This window comes from Ruegeria sp. BHSB064, assembly GCF_059613205.1.
In genome coordinates this window covers 35,582-53,907 of record NZ_JBXWSB010000009.1, presented here as the reverse complement: position 1 = coordinate 53,907, position 18,326 = coordinate 35,582, and the positions used below count along the sequence as shown (strand labels likewise).

Sequence of the window (18,326 nt, the reverse complement as noted above, 5' to 3'; positions counted from 1 at the left end):
TGTTTATGAGCCGTATTTTTTCAGGTAATCTGCAACCCACTCGATCCCCCCAAAAGCGCGACGGCGGCGTGAGCCCCAATAACCGATGCTGTCGTTTACCAACTCACCCGGGTTCGGGCGACCGTTGAAGATTACGATCTTAGGCCTTTTGGGGCGCTTTCTGTATTTTTTGAAGATCAAACCAAACGGCCAGTAGTAGACCAGATGGACGATACCTATGCACCAGTTCTTGGGATAGCATTTCCGGTTTGTTGCCAATGCCGAGATATAGTTCTGATCGTTCCTATATTTCGGCAAATCCCTGTCTTTTACAAAGTCATCGTACAGATGAAACTGCTCTGCTGGGACATATCCAACAATTGACGAATTTCCTCGGGTGACTTTGTTCATGAACCACGGAATCCGGTCCCAGATCGAGGCGGGGATCATGCGCCATACCAGACCGCGAAACTTGGGCATCAGGTACAGGCCGCCTCTTTTCAACATTATCGTCAACAACGGATCCAACTGTCCAGTGACCACAATATCCAAATCAAGAAAGAGTGCGGCGTCGTAATCTCCGACGATCTTTCTTTCGAACATCAACAGCTTGGGCCATTTGCCGTGAACCCACTGGTCTCTGTCGAGATGGGGGAAGGCAAGTGGCGCAACCTTGATACCCGGCTTCAACCCTTCGGCGTTGTCGGTAATACAGATGAAATCGTGGTCCAACGCTATGTGGTCCTGAATGGCGCGAAACAGCAGATTGACGTAGTCGGGGCCGAACTCGTTACCCCATTTCATGCAGATGATGCATGTTTTAGGTGCCTTAAGGACGGCGTTTTCCATATTTTTTCCTTACCTAAGTAAGTTCTTCCGATCGCACCTGTTGGCAAAAACGTATCTGTTGCCGATGCTTGTAACGCTGAGCACCTTGCATCCTCTTGAAACCCGGTCAAGAGAGTTTATCTAACGCTACGAGGACGACCTCCCCATTCTGGGACATCATTCGGGACGACCCGAACAGATGTGAGGTTGTCTTATGCCCTGGATCCTTCTTCTTTTTGCTGGTGCGCTCGAAATCGTATGGGCGGTCGCCATGAAACAATCGGCGGGCTTCACACGGCTTTGGCCGACGGCCATTATGGGCGTTTCGATGATCGGCTCTTTCGGTCTGCTGGCACTTGCCATGCGAGAATTGCCATTGGGCACAGCCTATACGATCTGGACCGGGATTGGTGCCGTCGGGGCATTCAGCGTGGGTATCCTGTTTCTGGGCGAAGCCCTGACACCTGCACGAATTGCTGCAGCGATATTGATCGTGACCGGTCTGGTCGTGATGAAACTGGCCTAAGCCCTGCGTTGACCAAGTCACCGGTCTTGGGCAGTCTGCGGGAAACTCAGGAACTGGAGCCTGGAATGCTGACCGAGACCGACAAGCGATTACTGCGCGTGGCCTACGAAGAAGCCAAAGCCGGATTTGACGAGGGTGGGTGCCCCATCGGCTCTGTTCTGGCGCGGAGGGGCGAAGTTGTATCGCAAGGTCGCAATCAGCGTGTGCAGGGCGGCGACCCCATCGCGCACGGGGAAATGGATGCGTTGCGCAAAGCCGGGCGTCAGAAAACGTATCGCGATACGGTTCTCTATACCTCGTTATCGCCCTGCATGATGTGCTCGGGCACCATCGTTCAGTTTGGTATCCCGCGTGTCGTGATCGGTGACACGCAAAACTTCGGAGGCAATGAAGAGTTCCTGCGTGAGCGCGGGGTCGAAGTTGTTATTGCCGACGACCCCGACTGCATCGCGCTGATGCGACGGTTTATCGAAGAAAAGCCCGAGCTTTGGGCAGAAGATATTGCGGAATAACGACCGGGGTCAGATGCGTTCCAGCGCCTGAATGATGCCCGAGAAATCCGCGGCTTTCAGACTGGCCCCACCGACCAGAGCACCATCCACATTCGAGACTGCAAAGATGTCGGCTGCGTTGCTGGGTTTGACGGACCCACCGTAGAGCAGTCTCACAGACCTGCCCACACCTTCGCCAAAGCGACGCTCCAACCGCGCGCGCATGAAGTCGTGAACTTCTCCGATCTCTTCCAGAGTCGGGACTTTCCCGGTGCCAATCGCCCAGATCGGTTCATATGCTACGATCAGATTTTCACCGGTAGACTGGTCCGGGATCGAGCCCGACATCTGGCCACCGATTATGTCGAGCGTGTTGGCGGCCTCGCGCTGTTCCAGACTTTCACCGACGCAAATGATCGCTTTCAGGCCAGCATCCATTGCCGCACGCGCCTTGGCGCGCACATCCTCGTCATGCTCACCGTGATCCACGCGCCGTTCGGAATGACCAAGGATGACCGAAGTCGCACCGGCATCCAGAAGCATATCTGCGCTGATATCGCCGGTATGCGCCCCGGAATGCTCGGCGTGGCAATCCTGACCGCCAACTTTTATCGCCGAGCCCGCCACAGTATCGGCGGCACGGCTGAGCAACGTGGTTGGCGGGCAGATCAGAACATCGACTGAGGCTTCGGGGTGGCTTTGTGACAACGCCTCAAGCTCACTCAGCGCCGCGCCGGTTCCGTTCATCTTCCAGTTTCCAGCCGCCAGCTTCCGCCGCATACCCGTATCTCCCTGATCATTCGATGATTTAAGGATGCGGATAGCACTGTCTGCGTGATCTTACAATTCCGCTTGCGAGACTGACACAGGACCAAACGTGAACAATGGTCTAGCTTTGCTGGGCGATGTTCTCGTCGAATTTGATCGATTCACCGCAGCCGCATGAATCAACGACGTTCGGGTTCTTGAACTTGAACCCTGATTCCAGCAGCGACACTTCGTAATCGATCTCGGTTCCGAACAGGAACATCTGCGCCATCGGTGCGATCATCACCCGTGCGCCATCCTGTTCGACAACCTCGTCATGCGGATCTGCCTGATCCACATATTCCATGGTGTATTCCATGCCTGCGCAGCCGCCTTTCTTGACACCAATACGCAAACCAGCGTGTCCGCCCGAATTCATCAGGCGGGTAATCTGCTCTGCGGCTTTGGGCGTCATGGTCACAGCCTGTTTGCCGGGGATGCCGAACATGTAAATCTCCGTTGTCGCGCGTCCTACCCAATTTAGGGCTCATTGGTCGCGGGCTCAAGATCGACTGGGTTAAAGAGTTGTTCAAGAACGCTCATGTTGTGGTCCAGGGCTGACACCCTGCAACCTTGCATTGAGCCAGAAAGCGGGTTTAGCTGTGTTTGAACACACAATCGGCTGTGCTGGGAAATTGCGGATTGGGATGGGAAAGGATTTATTATGAATAAGTTACGGAGTGTTTTTAAATCTATTTTGCAAGGATCGGCGTTTCTTCTGGCGCTTACCGGTTTCGCATCCGGGGATGTATCAGCCGCTACAGACGCAGAAAGGCATCCGGTCAACTGTGCAACAGCCGAGGGCGATCTGCGCGCCATTGAGGCGGAAAAGAAACATGCCGAGGACAAGCAATTGGAAAGCGTTGCCGCGCTCACGCCTGCCGGGGCTTTGCTGGGTCTGGTTACGGGAACCGAACACAAACACTTGCAAATGCTGTCTGGTGACTATGTCAAAGCGCTGGACGCCCGAGCGGCAGAAATCAAGGAAACCTGTAATCTCAATTGATCTACGTTCGGACAAACAGGCAAAGCGCAGGGCTTTAGGCTTACATAAAGCCCAGTTCCAGTCGCGCCTCGTCTGACATCATCTCCATGCCCCAGGGCGGTTCCCAGGTCAGTTCGACGTCAACTTCTTTGACACCGGCAACCGGTTCGATCGCTTCCATGATCCAGCCAGGCATGTCACCGGCGACCGGGCAGCCGGGTGCGGTCAGCGTCATGATCACCTTAACTGCGTTATCCGCAGTAATATCAATCGTGTAGATCAAGCCGAGATCGTAGATGTTGACCGGAATTTCCGGGTCATAAACCGTGCGGCACGCTTCGACCACGGCGTCGTACAATGGGTGTTCTATTGTCGACGGCGCAATCAGCGGTGTGCCTTCAAACTGTTCGCTCGGGTGAGTCATCTTTGCCTCGGGTCAGTTGCCTGAGTGATTATATAGGGAATAGCCGCAACAGCGTCCAGTGGTGGCGTGGCGCTCAGACGAGCGCCACCGCGATTCAGTCATTGATATCGTGTTTGAAGGTTTTGACCTGCCCATGGGGCAACGCAAAGAGTTTGCGCAACACAAGCCATGCGATCAGCGACAGCACCGCGAAGACCAGCAGAAGGACGGGCAGGGACAGTGACAGGCCCGGAATGATCAGGATCAGACCCGTGATCGCTGCGCCGATGGCGAAGCCCAGAAAGATGAATCCGGGCAGAACGATTTCAAGGATACCAAGCGCAAGTGCGGCGGCGAGCCAGATCCACCACGTCAGCCAGAATGGGTCGGCCATCATCTTCCTCCTTTGAGCATTTTGAACGCATCTCCAAAGGCTTCCAAAGCGTTGGCTGGCACCACAATTGTCTGTTTGCCGGTGCCGTTGCCCAATGCATTAAGGGCTTCAACCTGTTTCAAAGCAACCTGATACTGGGCTGCTTCGATGCCGTTGTCCTGAATGGCCTTCGCGACAACGCCCGTGGCATAGGCTTCGGCTTCGGCCTGAATGCGACGGGCTTTGGCGGATTGTTCAGCCGCATAAAGTTCGGCATCGGCCTGCAGCTCAACAGCGCGCTTCTGGCCTTCGGCTTCGGTCACTTGCGCACGGCGCGCGCGCTCTGCGTTCAGCTGTTGCAGCATGGCGTCGCGGGTCGCCTGATCCAGATTCACATCCAGAATCTCGGCACGGGTCACTTCGATTCCCCAGTCATCCACTGCAGTTTCAACGCTTTCCTGGATGCGCGTGATCAACTGCGCGCGGTTAGACTGCACTTCGTCCAAGTCCATCTTTCCGATCTCTGCCCGTACGATACCGGCAACGGTGGTCGCAATCGCGCCGTCCACATCGCGAATGCGGTAGACTGTCTTTTCCGGCTCGAGAATACGGTAGAAGACCGAGGTATCAATCTGCACCAAAACGTTGTCTTTGGTGATCGCGTCTTGTGTCGCATTGGGCAACTGGCGCTCGAGGATCGAGATCTTGTGCCGTGCAACGTCCAGAAACGGAACGATAAAGTTGATACCGGGGCCAAGCACCGAATGAAGACGGCCAAACCGTTCAACTACAAACTTCTCGGATTGCGGCACGATCTTGATGCCCTTGAGAATAACGACAATCACCAGCACTGCGGCCAGCAGGTAAATGATGTTTGACGAAATCAACCCAATGATTTGATCTTCGGTCATTCTGTCCTCTTATTTTTGTGTACTATGGTATACATGTGGGGATTGAGTCGCCCGATTTCAACTCTGGTATGAGTGGATTGGAGCGGTATGCAAATGCCTGAAAACGTGAATGTCGTCTGGAAATTTGTCTCTGTGACCGCTTTGCATCCCACCACGTTTGCGATATCGGGCGGGGATGAAACTGATTATCGACACTGATCCCGGCATCGACGATGCCATGGCCATTGCTTATGCCGCCGCTGCGCCTGAAATCAACCTGATCGGACTAACGACCGTTTTCGGTAATACGTATGTCCATCAATCCAGCCGCAATGCACGGTTCCTGTTGCATAAACTTGGGTTGAACCTGCCTGTGGCCGAAGGTGCTGCGGTTCCTTTGGGGGCTGACACACATGCCCCATCCGAGCATGTTCATGGACCCGAAGGCTTTGGAGACATTACAGAAATCCCCGATATCGGACAGAACCACGCGCTGCCAGCAGCCGAATTTCTGGTTGAAATGGCCCAAGCTCATAAGGGCGAACTGGTGGTCTGCGCCGTAGGTCCTTTGACCAATATTGCCAACGCGATGCGTCTGGACCCGGAATTTGCAGGCAATCTGCGCGAACTGGTGATCATGGGGGGCGCAGTTTATTGCCCGGGTAACGTCACCCACCACGCCGAAGCCAATATCTATCACGACGCTCTTGCCGCCGAAGAGGTCTTTTCCGCGCCGCCAAACACTGTTCTGGTCGGATTGGATGTGACGTTGAAGACGCTATACGAAACAGCGGACTTTGAAGCGCTGGCGCAAAACTCACCCGATATGGGTTCATTTCTGTGCGACATCTCTCGGTTCTATCTGAAGTTCTATAAAGAGATCGGGGGGCTGGAAGGCTGCGGCCTGCATGATTCAACAGCGGTGATTGCGTGTTCCCATCAATCCATGTTCGACATGGTTGAAACCGGGCTGCGGGTTGTCACCGACGGCGATCAAATGGGGGCGACTAAACCGGACCCTGAACGACCCGCAATCCGGGTGTGTCGCGATGTGGACGGGGCAGGGGTTGTGCGTCTGTTCACGGACTGCGTGGCCTCGTTGCCCTGACGGGTTGCAAAGACGGAACGGATCGGGCAAAGCCTGCCCGGTTCGGCGATCCGAGGCGATGACATGACGCAGACATTCTCATTTGAGCTCAAGGCAACAGACGGCAAAGCGCGTACAGGTGTGATCAGCACGCCGCGCGGAGAGGTTCGCACCCCGGCCTTCATGCCGGTCGGCACGGCCGCGACGGTGAAAGCGATGATGCCCGAAAGCGTGCGCGCGACGGGTGCGGATATTCTGTTGGGCAACACCTATCACCTGATGCTGCGTCCAACGGCGGAACGGATTGATCGTTTGGGAGGGTTGCACAAGTTCATGAACTGGGACCGCCCCATTCTGACCGACTCGGGCGGGTTTCAGGTCATGTCTCTGGCCGGGCTGCGCAAGTTGACCGAAAAAGGTGTGACCTTCAAATCTCATATCGATGGGTCAAAGCATGAGCTGACGCCCGAGCGGTCAATGGAGATTCAGCGCTTGCTGGGGTCGGACATCGTGATGTGCTTTGACGAATGTCCTGCGCTGCCCGCCGACCGCAACCGCATCGCCGAGTCTATGCGCTTGTCGATGCGTTGGGCCGAACGGTCGCGTGACGCGTTTGGGGATCGTCCGGGTCACGCCCTGTTCGGTATTATGCAAGGTGGTCTGGAACAGGACCTGCGCGAAGAAAGCGCCGAAGCACTTAAATCCATTGGGTTCGAAGGCTATGCAGTGGGCGGGCTGGCCGTGGGCGAGGGGCAGGAGGCCATGTTCGGCTGCCTCGACTACGCCCCGGGTTTTCTGCCTGAAGACAAACCGCGTTACCTGATGGGTGTTGGTAAGCCCGACGATATCGTCGGCGCCGTCGCGCGTGGGATCGACATGATGGATTGCGTTCTGCCGTCCCGTTCGGGTCGCACCGGGCAAGTGTTCACGCGTCGCGGCGTGGTCAACATCAAAAACGCCCGCCATGCGGATGACCCGCGGCCGCTGGATGAAAACTGCACATGTCCCGCCTGTTCGAACTACTCGCGCGCCTATTTGCACCATGTGTTTCGCGCCAACGAGATGATCTCGGGCATGTTGCTGACCTGGCACAACCTGCATTACTTCCAAGAGATCATGCAGGGCATGCGTGATGCTATTGCTGCGGGTACCTTCGACGCCTGGCTGGCCGAGTTTCACGCGCAGCGTGCGCAAGGGGATATCGAGCCCCTGTGACTTTCCACTTCGGGTGACAATTGCGTGGATTTCCGGTATTCTAGAATAACTTCAAGCAATGCCATTTAAGTCTGCAATCCGGAGAACTTAACATGTTTCGCCTTATTTTTGGCGCAGCAATTTTCTGCGCGACACCTGCCATTTCAGATGTCTGGACCTTCGAAACCCCTTCCGAAAACATTCAGTGCTCGGTCGGGGAAAGTGCTTCGTCCTCGGATATTCAATGCACGATCATAGAAAAATCGGGCCCACCTGCGCTGCCGCGCCCTGCGAATTGTCAATCAGACTGGGGGCATGATTTCCTGATGTTCAACACTGGCCCGGTCGAGATATTGTGCCAGCCGCTCAATCGTAACAAAGACGGCTATGACCGTGCGGAATACGGCGTCACAGGACAGTTCGGAGGATTCACCTGCAGTTCTTCGACAAAAGGTCTGGAATGCCGCAACCAAGACGGTCACGGTTTTTTCTTGTCGCGCGCCGTACAGCGGGTGTTCTGACCTTTGAGTTGCGCGTTGTCTATGCATGTCGTGCTAATTTCGGTGGATATGTTCCTTGGACGTCTTGCAGTCCTGAAAACCTCGGTTCATGCTGAGACACGATACACGGCGGTAAGGTTGAAAAAGGGCGATGAGGCCCCACCTTTATCGTCCAAGACAGGAGACGGCCAAATGTTGCCTCGATGAGGGACGAGAGCCGTCTTGCCAACGATAAGGATAGAGCATGCAAGAGCCTCTGAATTCCTCATACCCCGTCCTGCCGCTGCGCGATATTGTGGTATTCCCGCATATGATCGTGCCTCTTTTTGTAGGCCGAGACAAATCGGTCCGCGCGCTGGAAGAGGTGATGCAGGATGACAAGCAAATTCTGTTGTCCAGCCAGATCGACCCCGGCGTTGATGATCCCGACATAGACGGTATCTATCGCTCGGGCGTTCTGGCCAATGTGCTGCAACTGCTGAAATTGCCCGATGGCACCGTTAAGGTGCTGGTCGAAGGGCAGGCACGTGTGCAAATCACCGAGTTTCTTGAAAACGACCAGTTTTTCGAAGCCCGCGCCGAATATCTGACCGAAATCCCTGGTGACGTAACCACAACCGAAGCCCTGCTGCGCACTGTCGCGGATGAGTTCGAGCGCTATGCCAAAGTGCGCAAGAACATTCCCGAAGAAGCGCTGGCGGCCGTGGGTGAAACAACCGAGCCTGCCAAGCTGGCTGACCTCGTATCGGGTCACTTGGGCATTGAGGTTGAGCAAAAGCAGGAACTGTTGGAAACCCTCAGCGTCAGTGAGCGGCTTGAGAAGGTCTATGGCCTGATGCAGGGCGAAATGTCGGTTCTGCAGGTCGAGAAAAAGATCAAGACCCGAGTCAAATCCCAGATGGAGAAGACGCAGCGCGAATATTATCTGAATGAGCAGATGAAGGCCATTCAGAAGGAACTTGGCGATGGCGAGGACGGCAGCAACGAAGTTGCCGAGCTGGAAGAGAAAATCGCTGAGACCAAGCTGTCGAAAGAGGCGCGCGAAAAGGCCGAGGGCGAGCTGAAGAAGCTGCGCAACATGAGCCCGATGTCGGCTGAGGCCACTGTTGTGCGCAACTATCTGGATTGGATTCTGTCATTGCCGTGGGGCACCAAATCCCGCGTCAAAAAGGATCTGGGTCGCGCGCAGGACATTCTGGATGCCGATCACTATGGGCTTGAAAAGGTCAAAGAGCGTATTGTTGAGTACCTTGCGGTTCAGCAGCGTTCGAAAAAGCTGAAAGGCCCGATCCTGTGCCTTGTTGGCCCTCCGGGTGTCGGTAAGACCTCGCTGGGCAAGTCGGTTGCCAAAGCCACGGGGCGCGAGTTCATTCGCATCAGCTTGGGCGGTGTGCGCGACGAATCCGAGATTCGGGGCCACCGTCGGACCTATATCGGTTCGATGCCCGGCAAGATCATTCAGGCGCTGAAAAAGGCGAAAACCACGAACCCTCTGATCTTGTTGGATGAAATCGACAAGATGGGGCAGGATTTCCGTGGCGACCCGGCCTCGGCGATGCTGGAAGTGCTCGATCCTGAGCAGAACAACACGTTCATGGACCACTACCTTGAGGTCGAATATGACCTGTCCAACGTGATGTTCCTGACCACATCGAACAGCTACAACATGCCCGGGCCTTTGCTGGACCGGATGGAGATCATTCCGCTGGCCGGTTACACCGAAGAGGAAAAGAGCGAGATCGCCAAGCAGCACCTGATCAGCAAGCAGGTCAAAAACCATGGTCTGAAAGCCAAGGAATTTGAACTGACCGATGAAGCGCTGCAAAAGATCATCCGCACCTACACCCGTGAGGCGGGCGTTCGAAACCTTGAACGTGAAATCGCCAAGGTGGCGCGGAAATCGCTGACAAAGATCATCAAGAAAGAGGCGGAAACCGTTGAAGTCACGCCGGAAAATCTGGATGAGTTCTTGGGTGTTCCGAAGTTCCGTTATGGGCTGGCCGAGCAGGATGATCAGATCGGCGTTGTAACGGGTTTGGCCTGGACCTCGGTTGGGGGCGACCTTTTGCATATCGAAGCGCTGAAACTTCCGGGCAAAGGGCGGATGAAAACCACCGGTAAGCTGGGCGATGTGATGAAGGAATCCATCGATGCGGCTTCGTCTTACGTGCGGTCCATCTCGCCCAAAATCGGGGTGAAGCCGCCACAGTTCGACAAGATCGACATTCACGTCCACGTGCCGGATGGGGCGACGCCCAAGGATGGTCCGTCGGCAGGTCTTGCTATGGTGACATCGATTGTTTCCGTGCTGACCGGCATCCCAGTGCGGAAAGACATCGCCATGACCGGTGAGGTTTCGCTGCGCGGGAACGCAATGCCGATTGGTGGTTTGAAAGAAAAACTGCTGGCGGCCCTGCGCGGGGGTATCAAGACGGTTCTGATCCCGGAAGAGAACGAAAAGGATCTGGCGGATATCCCGGACAATGTGAAGGAAGGGTTGGACATCATCCCTGTCAAGCATGTCTCAGAAGTTCTCGAACAGGCGCTGGTGCGTACGCCCGAGCCGATCGAGTGGGATGAGGCGGCAGAAGAAGCTGCGGCTGCAGCTGCTGCTTCGACCAAATCCGCGGATGCATCTGCCACGGCGCACTAGGCTGCGCATGCAAAGAATGGATAAAGGCAGAGCGATGCTCTGCCTTTTTCATAGCCCGATTACAGGCTTTTTTGGATCAAGTATCTCTTCTTCCGCAATGTATTTCATGAATTTTTCGTCCGACAGTGCCGAGCGTATGGCCAGCGCGAAGATGATCGCGGAAAATACGACGCAAAGCAGAATATCCCACCCAAACGGGATCTGTTTCAATGCCCCGGTGCCGAATTGACCCAAGAATGAGATTAGCCCGAGCCCGGCAAAATAGGGCATCAACCAAACGGCTTCGGTCAGATCCATTTCATCCAGACGCCCTTTAAACCGGATAAGCAGCAGAATTTTTCCGACGATCAGCGCGATACCAAGGCGCCAGACGGTGTCCCAACCGCTCCAATACACTATCAGTGTTGCAATGGCGAAAGCCATCATCGCCACCAGACGCACCGCTGGAATGCGGATCGAACGGGGTTGATCTGGAAGCAAATCCCTTAAGCAAACGACGGCGATTGGGCCAACGGCGAACGACAAAACAATCGCGGCCCCGTTCAGGGCAATGACGGTGGTAAATGGAACGGTCAACAGGAACAGGGTCCCGATTAGAAAATTCAACGCCAAGGCCCAGACCGGAACCCCAAACGAAGACAGGTTTTGCAAGCGTTTTGGCAGGAAACCGTTTTGAGACAGCGCAAGGGCAATCCGGGCATTCGACCCGGTTGCGACCAATCCGTTGCCAAAGGGGCCGACGACGGATCCGACATTCAACAGACTGATGAACCAGACCAATCCGACCGACATAATCACAGCATCCAAAGGACCTTCGCCGCCAAAACTCAACTGCGCCCAACCATTGGTAAGTTGTGATGGATCCAGCGCGCCGATGAAGGCAACCTGGAGGCCAAGATAAATTGCGGCGCACAGGATGATCGATAAGACGAGTGCCGCGGGGATTGCAAATTTTGGGTTTCGCACTTCGCCTGCCATATCAACAACATGGCGGAAGCCTATGAACGAGAAAATGACGCCTCCGGTCGAAACGGCTGCCATGATTCCCTGCAACCCATAAGGGGCAAACCCGTCTGGTTGTGTGAAGTTGTCAGCGTTGAACCGGCTGGCCACCAGCAATGCAGACAGGATCACCGGAATAGCTATTTTAGCCCAGGTCAGTGCCGCGTTGACCTGTGTGAAGAACTTGACGCCAAGCGCGTTGACTGCAACGAAAAGCAGCATGAAGACAAGGGCGACGAAAATTCCCGCGCCCGTCAGGTCGCCGGTATCGGCAGCGTGCAGCCAGGGGGCGTAAGGGGCCAGATACTTTAGCATCGCCTCCACTTCGATGGGGGCAGTGGTGTTATACCCGATCCATGCCGTCCACCCCATGGCCATCGAAACGATATTGCCGTGCGAAAACTGCGGGACCCGGGCAATTCCGCCTGGAATAGGCAGCATGGCTGAGATCTCTGCGAACGTGATCGCCAAAATGAACATCGCAGCCGCACCGATCAACCAAGAGAGGATAGCCGCAGGCCCGGCGTGCTGAACAGCCAGAAGGGGGCCGAACAACCAGCCCGAACCGATGATTCCTCCAACAGAAATGAAGGTCAGTCCGATCAGGCCAATGTCTCGCTTAAGCTCCGCCATGATGACCTCTGACTTTGTGATCGACACAAGGATTGGCCGATAGTGCACGATAGTCACCGAGGTCGCGCGCTGGCAAGCCTTTCAATTTCAAGCGTAATCTGAGAATGGGAATGGTGGGTGATAAGAGATTTGAACTCCTGACATCTTCGATGTGAAAAAAGATGCCCCTCGCCAAGATATTGATATTTCGTCAATGGCACACTTCTTATGCTTTGTGTTCGCCAATGATTCCGGGTTTGTCCAACGTGTTCCAGTTCAGTGAACCAGGGAGCACTTCTTTTTGAGTTTTAGTTGACGCCCCGAACTGCGGTGAAGTCCACGACATCCGCCGCTCTTCGCAGGTGGTCTGGGCTGTACCGAGCATACACGCGTTCTGTGACCTGAACGTTGGAGTGTCCGAGGTACTGGCTGATCTCGCTCATAGGTACGCCCGCCTCGGCCATGTGAACTGCTGCTGTGTGCCGGAACACATGGGGACTGACGTTGGGAACCTCTGCACGCTCAGCCGCGTTTACAATGCCTTTGCGGATGCTCTTTACCGGACCGCCGCCCCATTCAATCACATAGTCGCTCAGAGCGGCCTTACGGGCTTCCTGTAAGGCTGCGCGCAGTCCCGCATTGATTGGCACCACAGCGCGTCCTTTTCGGGTCTGTGTATCGCCTGCGCGTAGATTGATTTGACCTCTATCCATGTCCACCCGGTCCCAAGTCAGCTCCAAGACCGCGCCAACGCGCGCTGCTGTTGACAGCATTAGGATCATGGCAAGGCGGATGTGGGGTTCGCACTTGGCCGACAATAGGCGGTCAATCTCGGATCTGGTGAGGTATCTTTCTTTCGGTGCGGGCTTGGATGGGCGCTCGATGACTGGAGAGCGGTTTATCATTCCATGCTTGTAAGCCCAGTTCATGACAGAGCGCAGGTGTCCCAACTCTGTCCATATGGAGCCATCCTTTATCCCAGCTTTACGCCTACTGTCCGCGTAGCTTCTACTGTGTTCGGCGTCGATCTGATCCGGGCGAAGCGCGCCGAAATGCGGCAGGACTGCTTTCCCGGTGTATTTCATGGTCTCAGCGATAGAGCGGCCCTTGCGGTCTTTCAGATATGCATCCCACAACTCCTGGACCGTCTGCCCTTTGGCTGTGTGCGCCTTGCGCCGGTAAAGGTCTATTGCTTCCGCTTCCGCTTCCTTTCGGTTGCGTGCGTTAAGCTTATGACGGGCTCGCTTGCCATCGTCGTTTGTCCAGTAGACGCAGAATCCGCCTCGCAAGTGTCCAAGCTTGATGTCTGGCATGATTCGTATTCCTCCACAGCGTCGATAGGTATGCGGATCATGCGCCCGACGCGAAAAAATCTCAATTCGCCACGTTTGGCCATTTGACGGACGGTTTCACCGGAGCATCCCCAGCGAGTGGCAAGGTCATCTGGTGTGTAGGGTTTTGCTGGCGTCATCTTACCCTCCTTTTCCTGTGTTCTTTGACGTAGAGCGGGGACATGGGGCGGGGCCTTAGTTGATGGTGGCGTTTGGCCAGAAATCAGCCACAACCACCTTTGCGTTTTCCCACATCACTTCACGTGCTCGATCTGGGTCAGCACCTGACTTCACCGACAGCAGGACGAAGGCACACATGAGGTCGGCTGCTGCCGTTGCTGCGTCTCCCCCATGGTTCGCGGCATTCATTTGTGCTTGCATCGCACAGGCTTCCACGCGCCGTTTGATGATTGTTGCCTCGTCTACCATCCGTCCGTTCCTCTCTATCCGTTCTCTCTCAACTCGTGGGGGTGGGGTCACGCGGGCACTCGGAACCCGGCGGCATTTCGATGACCGCCACCCCCGTTGGCTTTGGCAATCTCTGAGACATCCAAACGGTCATCAGCGCTGCGAAGTGAATAGGTGATACCTTCTTGGTTCTGGATCACTGCAACCGCGAAAGGCGCATCTGGGTACATCGCCAGAAGCGAATGACATGTTTCCGATACAAAGTCGTAGGGGCAGGCATAGGTGACCGCCACGCCCTTGTGGCCCTGGAATGTTTGGGTGCCGGCGTTTTCGCAGATACTCTTAACGCGAAGGTCATAGAACCGCTTGATAGCAGTGGCCTCGGAAAGGAACTGCTCGGGATTATCGCTGTAAAGGGCTGCTGCTGCGTCCCATTGCTCAAAGCTTCGATCCAATGAGCGAAGGTACATGCTGACAAGCTTTGTATCAGGGCGATTGAAGCGCCACAGATCCCGATCCTCTACGGCAAGGATCAACTCGGGCGTTTCTTCGCCGGGAAATGCAAAATCCCAAGCCATTCGGGCACCAGAGCGCTCCATATCGAACTCGACAAGAACTTGTGAGTGCCATGATCCGGCGGTTAGATCGAACCGCATTCCAACGTTTTCAATTGTTGGTCTTTCCGTATGAGGCATCCGCGCAAGCGCTTCCTTGGCGGTCTTGTGGTGGTCCAGCATGAGTATGCGGGAACCGCGTTCAACAATGGCCTGACACTGATCCTCTGGCAGCGAGAAATCCGCAATCAAAACATCTTTGGCTTCACCCTGCCATGTCGGCATCGGTCGCCCGTAGTTGGACGGAACGTATTGAAGGCTGTCACCCCACTTCCTGTGGACAGCCCATGCGGCAGCAAAGCCGTCATCGCAGTTGTCGTGATAGATCAGTACGTCTGGTTTGTATGGCATGTCTGCTCTCCTGTTTCCTCTTCCCACTCAGGCTTAGGCAGGGTCACTTCCACCTTCCTGTGGTTGCTGCTGTAGGTCTGCGCCGTGGCGATCTTGGTCCGCATAGAAGGCGGGTTGTGACGCGGACGGTGCAGGTTCATCGGGCGCTGGTAGTGGGCGTGGTTGGTCATCCTTTGCCCTCCAGTGCTGCGCGGGCTTCTATAGCTAAACCAACCTCAAGAACGGCTTGCCTAGCTGCCTTGAATGGGTCGCTGTCTAAGCTACCGTGTTTATCTGCCGGATACTCGAACGCCAGATCAGCAGCCTTGGCTAGACCAAGCCGAACGCCACGATCAAATGATGCCTTAAATTGGTCGTGAGTCTGCCCCTCCAACTCCGCAATACGTGCCTGTGCGGCTTCTAGGGCGTCGGCGCGGACGTATTTGACACCGTATTTTAAAACGCCCGGTGACGGTTTGTGGTAGACATGGCAATCACCACCAATGGGCCTTTCATCGTCAACCCAAATCCGCTCTGGCGCTGTGGTCTCATTGGTCATGGGGTGGGGTCCTCACTTAGCCAAAGCAACCGCTTGCAGTTTACCGTTGTAGGCTCTGCCATCTGCGCGCTGCCATGTGATACTTTTGGGATCAATTACGGGGCCATCACCAGCCATCTGGGCCGCGACATACATAACGATTGCGGACCTAATGTCGTCGTCGTTCAGCGTGACAGCAGTGTAGTTGTCGATGTCCATCACTTTTCCCCCGCTATGGAGCGCAGGGCGAGTTTGTGATCAAGTGCTGCCTGCGCTCGGATTTGCCTCACGTCGTCTGGAAGGTGTGCCACCTGCATTGATGCTTTGATACCAGCAGCCTCGCAAAACTCTTTGATTGCTTGCGACCGGATAATCGCCGCTTCCTTCACGCTCGGCTGTTCCGTGGCGGGCTGTGCGCCGGGGGCTGGGGGTAGGGGCATCCAGTGGGTTGGTTGATCCATGTAATCGTCAGAGAATGGGTTCTCAAACGACTGGCGGTCTTTGTTCCAGTACGCGTTATGCGGATACAACCAGCCTACCTTAGTCGCTAGAACCTCCGTCCCATCCTTCGGCGCGCTATCCATATCTTGCCATCCGGCCCGCACCTTCCGCAGTTCATCGTCGTACTTGGCGATAGTCATAGGGTCGGTGTTTCCGGCCTCTGGTGCGGGGGTGAGGGCGGATAGGATGCGGCGTTCGTAATCGGCTTGGGCTGCAGCTTTGGCTCTAACAAGTTTATCAAACCAAATAACACCACTATCATTGATTAGCGGGTTTCCATTGTATTCAACGTATCTCGCCCCCTCGTGCTGACCAAACCCAATGTAATATTTCCCAACAAGGGTAAGGGATTGATATTCTCTCCCTTCTGCAAACTGCTCGACAGGAGACCAAACCAAAGACTTCACGGCAATCCGGCGTGTGTCAGTCATTGCTTTGCTCCTTGTACGTGCTCCAACCTGAGCGGATCGCCTCTTCGACAGGGCGAAGCGCCCCCAAGATAAGAAGCATGATCCCGGCAGACGTGAACCAGTCCCTACCTGAGAGAAATTTTGCCAGAACGATAAAAAGGGCTGTGAAAACGGACTGGATAAGCAACGTCCACAGGAAGGACTTAAGCGGTTTCATTGCTTTGCTCCTTTAGGGCTTCGATGGCGCGTTTTGTGCGCTCCAGCTCATCACGGCAAATCCGATAGTTTCTGTCTTGAAGGTCGTCTGTGTAGAGATCATCGCGTTCTTCACAGACAGCAATCGCCTCATCCAGCCCTTGCAGGCGTCCGTCGGCTTTCCCTGCAATGTATGTTTCCCCGTCAATTGTCGCCTCCAACTCTTCCACACGGGCTGAGAGGGCGCGAAGGATGTCGGCTGTTTGCTTCATTACCTTTACGTCGTGGTCAGTAACCTTGAGCCCGGCTGAAATTGCGATTTCTGTCAAATCCTCTTTGATAAGACGCTCAACCGCTTCTTTGCTAATGTCAGTCATCGGTTCCTCGCTTCTATGGGGTTACAGGGCGTCGAAGAGGGACGGTGCGGCTTTAAAGTTCATCCAAAGCACCTCGGTTCGCTCACGTGCGCCATCGGCAAGTGCCTTTCGTTCGACCCGTTCCCATTCGGAAAGGGCGTCGTCATACATTGGCGATGCGTAGCCAGACAGAATGACTTTGCCTTCTAGCGATTTGAGTGCGGCCAACAGCTCGCCATGTTCCTGGTCCGTCATCTCAAATCGGTAGTTCTTTCTGCCTTGCCGCGCGCGTGTCTCGTGCATGTAGGGCGGATCAACGTAGTGCAGCGCCGTGATCTTGTCGTGCTTCTGCATGACCTGTACTGCCGGCCGGCTTTCGATGACGACTCCTTGCATCCGCTCGGCAAATGCCTTGATTGCATCAGGATAGTTTCGCCAGTCTTTCGCCGGCGTAGTTCCTGAGCGATTTGAAACGGCGCGAAACCCACTTGATCTGGCCGTTGCAGCGTCGGAACCAAACCCCATGAAGGACCGGATGATCAGTCTCCGGGCTTTCTCTACGCCCCCGTCAATCTCCTCGTATGCCGCTGTAAATTCACCGCGAGCAAATGGGGTTAGGCGCAGTCGTCGTTCGAGTTCGGCACTTTGCGCGGGATCCCGCAGAACTTTGAAAAGGTTCACAACATCATCGTCCAAGTCATTGTAAACCTCGGCGTAGGATCTGCTTTTGCGCAGCAACACAGAGCCACCGCCGCCATAAGGCTCAACATACACCTGGTGTTCTGGCATATGCTCGATGATCCACGGTGCAAGCATCCACTTTCCGCCGTGCCACCTGATCGCTGGTCTGGGTACTTTGGTCATACCGCCCCCCGTTCCAGGTTCTTGCGCCAGCGGAACAGGCCGACAGACTGTCGGATCGACAAGGCGCGCTCGGGGAGGGTGGATAGGTCGGTCATTCGATAAACCCCATCTCACAAGCTGTGCACTTGGCGCTCATGTGGTTATTGGCCCCGATAGCGCAGGACACGCGCAGAGCGTCTTTCTCACCGCACCACGGGCAGGTTGCGACTGCGGAAGAAAGGTTGTTTGCAATCATCTTCTGGCGCATCTCTTCCATCTTGCCTAAGCCCGCAACTAACTTAGTCATGTGTTCGTCCATCTCTTTGCGTTGCGCCGCGACTTCCTCGTCTGTCTTTCGGTCTAGTGACGGGCAATCAAACAGGGGATTGCTGTCGGCCTTTTGCTTGGTGCATGGCAGTCGCAAGCCAATTCCGATGGTGCTGTTTCCATTGCACTTCGTCGCCCACTTA

Annotated in this window: 25 protein-coding genes; 7 read left to right on the top strand and 18 right to left on the bottom strand. The window is 55.3% G+C overall.

Translation table 11 applies throughout. The features are described from left to right. Nucleotides 1-3: 3 nt before the first annotated feature. Nucleotides 4-828, bottom strand: a complete 825-nt coding sequence (locus tag AC2FNU_RS03865; RefSeq protein WP_496784983.1) for a hypothetical protein — start codon at nucleotides 826-828, stop codon at nucleotides 4-6. A gap of 193 nt (nucleotides 829-1,021) precedes the next feature. Between AC2FNU_RS03865 and AC2FNU_RS03860 the strand changes: the two genes are divergently transcribed. Together AC2FNU_RS03860 and AC2FNU_RS03855 are read left to right on the top strand one after the other, a co-directional pair. Beyond that, nucleotides 1,022-1,333 carry a DMT family transporter gene (locus AC2FNU_RS03860; RefSeq protein ID WP_496784980.1) on the top strand — a complete coding sequence of 104 codons (312 nt, stop codon included), beginning with the start codon at nucleotides 1,022-1,024 and terminating at the stop codon, nucleotides 1,331-1,333. 65 nt (nucleotides 1,334-1,398) lie between these two features. Continuing rightward, a complete protein-coding gene (locus AC2FNU_RS03855) occupies nucleotides 1,399-1,845 on the top strand; it encodes a nucleoside deaminase (protein WP_496784977.1) in 447 nt (148 codons plus the stop codon). A gap of 9 nt (nucleotides 1,846-1,854) precedes the next feature. Here AC2FNU_RS03855 and tpiA read toward each other — a convergent pair whose 3' ends face one another. Beyond that, the gene (tpiA, locus tag AC2FNU_RS03850) at nucleotides 1,855-2,604 is read right to left on the bottom strand and encodes a triose-phosphate isomerase (RefSeq protein WP_496784975.1); all 750 of its coding nucleotides are present in this window, start codon (nucleotides 2,602-2,604) and stop codon (nucleotides 1,855-1,857) included. 109 nt (nucleotides 2,605-2,713) lie between these two features. Beyond that, a complete protein-coding gene (locus AC2FNU_RS03845; protein WP_496784973.1) occupies nucleotides 2,714-3,079 on the bottom strand; it encodes a HesB/IscA family protein in 366 nt (121 codons plus the stop codon). Between the two features lie 216 nt (nucleotides 3,080-3,295). Between AC2FNU_RS03845 and AC2FNU_RS03840 the strand changes: the two genes are divergently transcribed. After that, on the top strand, nucleotides 3,296-3,637 hold the full coding sequence (locus AC2FNU_RS03840; protein WP_496784971.1) for a hypothetical protein: 342 nt from the start codon (nucleotides 3,296-3,298) through the stop codon (nucleotides 3,635-3,637). A 40-nt stretch (nucleotides 3,638-3,677) separates the two neighbouring features. On the opposite strand, the gene AC2FNU_RS03835 is transcribed toward AC2FNU_RS03840, so the two are convergent. From AC2FNU_RS03835 to AC2FNU_RS03825, 3 genes are all read right to left on the bottom strand, one after another. Beyond that, nucleotides 3,678-4,040 carry an SUF system Fe-S cluster assembly protein gene (locus AC2FNU_RS03835; protein ID WP_171089759.1) on the bottom strand — a complete coding sequence of 121 codons (363 nt, stop codon included), beginning with the start codon at nucleotides 4,038-4,040 and terminating at the stop codon, nucleotides 3,678-3,680. Nucleotides 4,041-4,134: 94 nt separating this feature from the next. Next, on the bottom strand, nucleotides 4,135-4,413 hold the full coding sequence (locus tag AC2FNU_RS03830) for an NfeD family protein (protein ID WP_496784968.1): 279 nt from the start codon (nucleotides 4,411-4,413) through the stop codon (nucleotides 4,135-4,137). Further along, nucleotides 4,413-5,303, bottom strand: coding sequence for an SPFH domain-containing protein (locus AC2FNU_RS03825; protein ID WP_480798886.1), 891 nt, complete (start codon nucleotides 5,301-5,303; stop codon nucleotides 4,413-4,415). Before AC2FNU_RS03825 ends, AC2FNU_RS03830 begins: the two co-directional genes overlap by 1 nt. A gap of 175 nt (nucleotides 5,304-5,478) precedes the next feature. Here AC2FNU_RS03825 and AC2FNU_RS03820 point away from each other — a divergent pair, with 175 nt between their 5' ends. The 4 genes from AC2FNU_RS03820 (at nucleotide 5,479) to lon (ending at nucleotide 10,716) form a co-directional block, all read left to right on the top strand. Continuing rightward, the gene (locus AC2FNU_RS03820) at nucleotides 5,479-6,390 is read left to right on the top strand and encodes a nucleoside hydrolase (protein ID WP_496784964.1); all 912 of its coding nucleotides are present in this window, start codon (nucleotides 5,479-5,481) and stop codon (nucleotides 6,388-6,390) included. A gap of 63 nt (nucleotides 6,391-6,453) precedes the next feature. Then, nucleotides 6,454-7,584, top strand: a complete 1,131-nt coding sequence (gene tgt / locus AC2FNU_RS03815; RefSeq protein WP_496784962.1) for a tRNA guanosine(34) transglycosylase Tgt — start codon at nucleotides 6,454-6,456, stop codon at nucleotides 7,582-7,584. Nucleotides 7,585-7,676: 92 nt separating this feature from the next. After that, nucleotides 7,677-8,084 (top strand): DUF6636 domain-containing protein, encoded by a 408-nt coding sequence (locus tag AC2FNU_RS03810; RefSeq protein ID WP_496784960.1) that lies wholly within the window; start codon nucleotides 7,677-7,679, stop codon nucleotides 8,082-8,084. A gap of 223 nt (nucleotides 8,085-8,307) precedes the next feature. Then, nucleotides 8,308-10,716 (top strand): endopeptidase La, encoded by a 2,409-nt coding sequence (gene lon / locus AC2FNU_RS03805; RefSeq protein ID WP_496784958.1) that lies wholly within the window; start codon nucleotides 8,308-8,310, stop codon nucleotides 10,714-10,716. Nucleotides 10,717-10,764: 48 nt separating this feature from the next. Here the strand turns inward: lon and AC2FNU_RS03800 are convergent, their stop codons facing one another. From AC2FNU_RS03800 to AC2FNU_RS03745, 12 genes are all read right to left on the bottom strand, one after another. Next, entirely contained in the window at nucleotides 10,765-12,399 is a 1,635-nt protein-coding gene (locus tag AC2FNU_RS03800; protein WP_496784956.1) for an APC family permease, read from the bottom strand. Nucleotides 12,400-12,638: 239 nt separating this feature from the next. Next, complete coding sequence (locus AC2FNU_RS03795; RefSeq protein ID WP_496784954.1) at nucleotides 12,639-13,415, bottom strand: tyrosine-type recombinase/integrase; 777 nt, start codon at nucleotides 13,413-13,415, stop codon at nucleotides 12,639-12,641. A 101-nt stretch (nucleotides 13,416-13,516) separates the two neighbouring features. Then, nucleotides 13,517-13,801 carry a helix-turn-helix domain-containing protein gene (locus tag AC2FNU_RS03790; RefSeq protein WP_496784953.1) on the bottom strand — a complete coding sequence of 95 codons (285 nt, stop codon included), beginning with the start codon at nucleotides 13,799-13,801 and terminating at the stop codon, nucleotides 13,517-13,519. A 55-nt stretch (nucleotides 13,802-13,856) separates the two neighbouring features. After that, the gene (locus AC2FNU_RS03785; RefSeq protein ID WP_496784951.1) at nucleotides 13,857-14,090 is read right to left on the bottom strand and encodes a hypothetical protein; all 234 of its coding nucleotides are present in this window, start codon (nucleotides 14,088-14,090) and stop codon (nucleotides 13,857-13,859) included. A gap of 47 nt (nucleotides 14,091-14,137) precedes the next feature. Beyond that, a complete protein-coding gene (locus AC2FNU_RS03780; RefSeq protein WP_496784949.1) occupies nucleotides 14,138-15,034 on the bottom strand; it encodes a DHHA1 domain-containing protein in 897 nt (298 codons plus the stop codon). Nucleotides 15,035-15,200: 166 nt separating this feature from the next. Continuing rightward, the gene (locus tag AC2FNU_RS03775; protein WP_496784947.1) at nucleotides 15,201-15,572 is read right to left on the bottom strand and encodes a hypothetical protein; all 372 of its coding nucleotides are present in this window, start codon (nucleotides 15,570-15,572) and stop codon (nucleotides 15,201-15,203) included. Between the two features lie 12 nt (nucleotides 15,573-15,584). Then, a complete protein-coding gene (locus AC2FNU_RS03770) occupies nucleotides 15,585-15,770 on the bottom strand; it encodes a hypothetical protein (RefSeq protein ID WP_496784945.1) in 186 nt (61 codons plus the stop codon). Beyond that, the gene (locus AC2FNU_RS03765) at nucleotides 15,770-16,483 is read right to left on the bottom strand and encodes a DUF551 domain-containing protein (protein WP_496784943.1); all 714 of its coding nucleotides are present in this window, start codon (nucleotides 16,481-16,483) and stop codon (nucleotides 15,770-15,772) included. The genes AC2FNU_RS03770 and AC2FNU_RS03765 overlap by 1 nt, the downstream gene beginning before the upstream one ends. Beyond that, a complete protein-coding gene (locus AC2FNU_RS03760) occupies nucleotides 16,476-16,679 on the bottom strand; it encodes a hypothetical protein (RefSeq protein WP_496784941.1) in 204 nt (67 codons plus the stop codon). Before AC2FNU_RS03760 ends, AC2FNU_RS03765 begins: the two co-directional genes overlap by 8 nt. Then, entirely contained in the window at nucleotides 16,666-17,034 is a 369-nt protein-coding gene (locus AC2FNU_RS03755) for a hypothetical protein (protein ID WP_496784939.1), read from the bottom strand. The genes AC2FNU_RS03760 and AC2FNU_RS03755 overlap by 14 nt, the downstream gene beginning before the upstream one ends. A 21-nt stretch (nucleotides 17,035-17,055) precedes the next feature. Continuing rightward, nucleotides 17,056-17,877, bottom strand: a complete 822-nt coding sequence (locus AC2FNU_RS03750; RefSeq protein WP_496784937.1) for a DNA adenine methylase — start codon at nucleotides 17,875-17,877, stop codon at nucleotides 17,056-17,058. 91 nt (nucleotides 17,878-17,968) lie between these two features. Beyond that, nucleotides 17,969-18,163 carry a hypothetical protein gene (locus AC2FNU_RS03745; protein ID WP_496784936.1) on the bottom strand — a complete coding sequence of 65 codons (195 nt, stop codon included), beginning with the start codon at nucleotides 18,161-18,163 and terminating at the stop codon, nucleotides 17,969-17,971. Nucleotides 18,164-18,326: the final 163 nt, after the last annotated feature.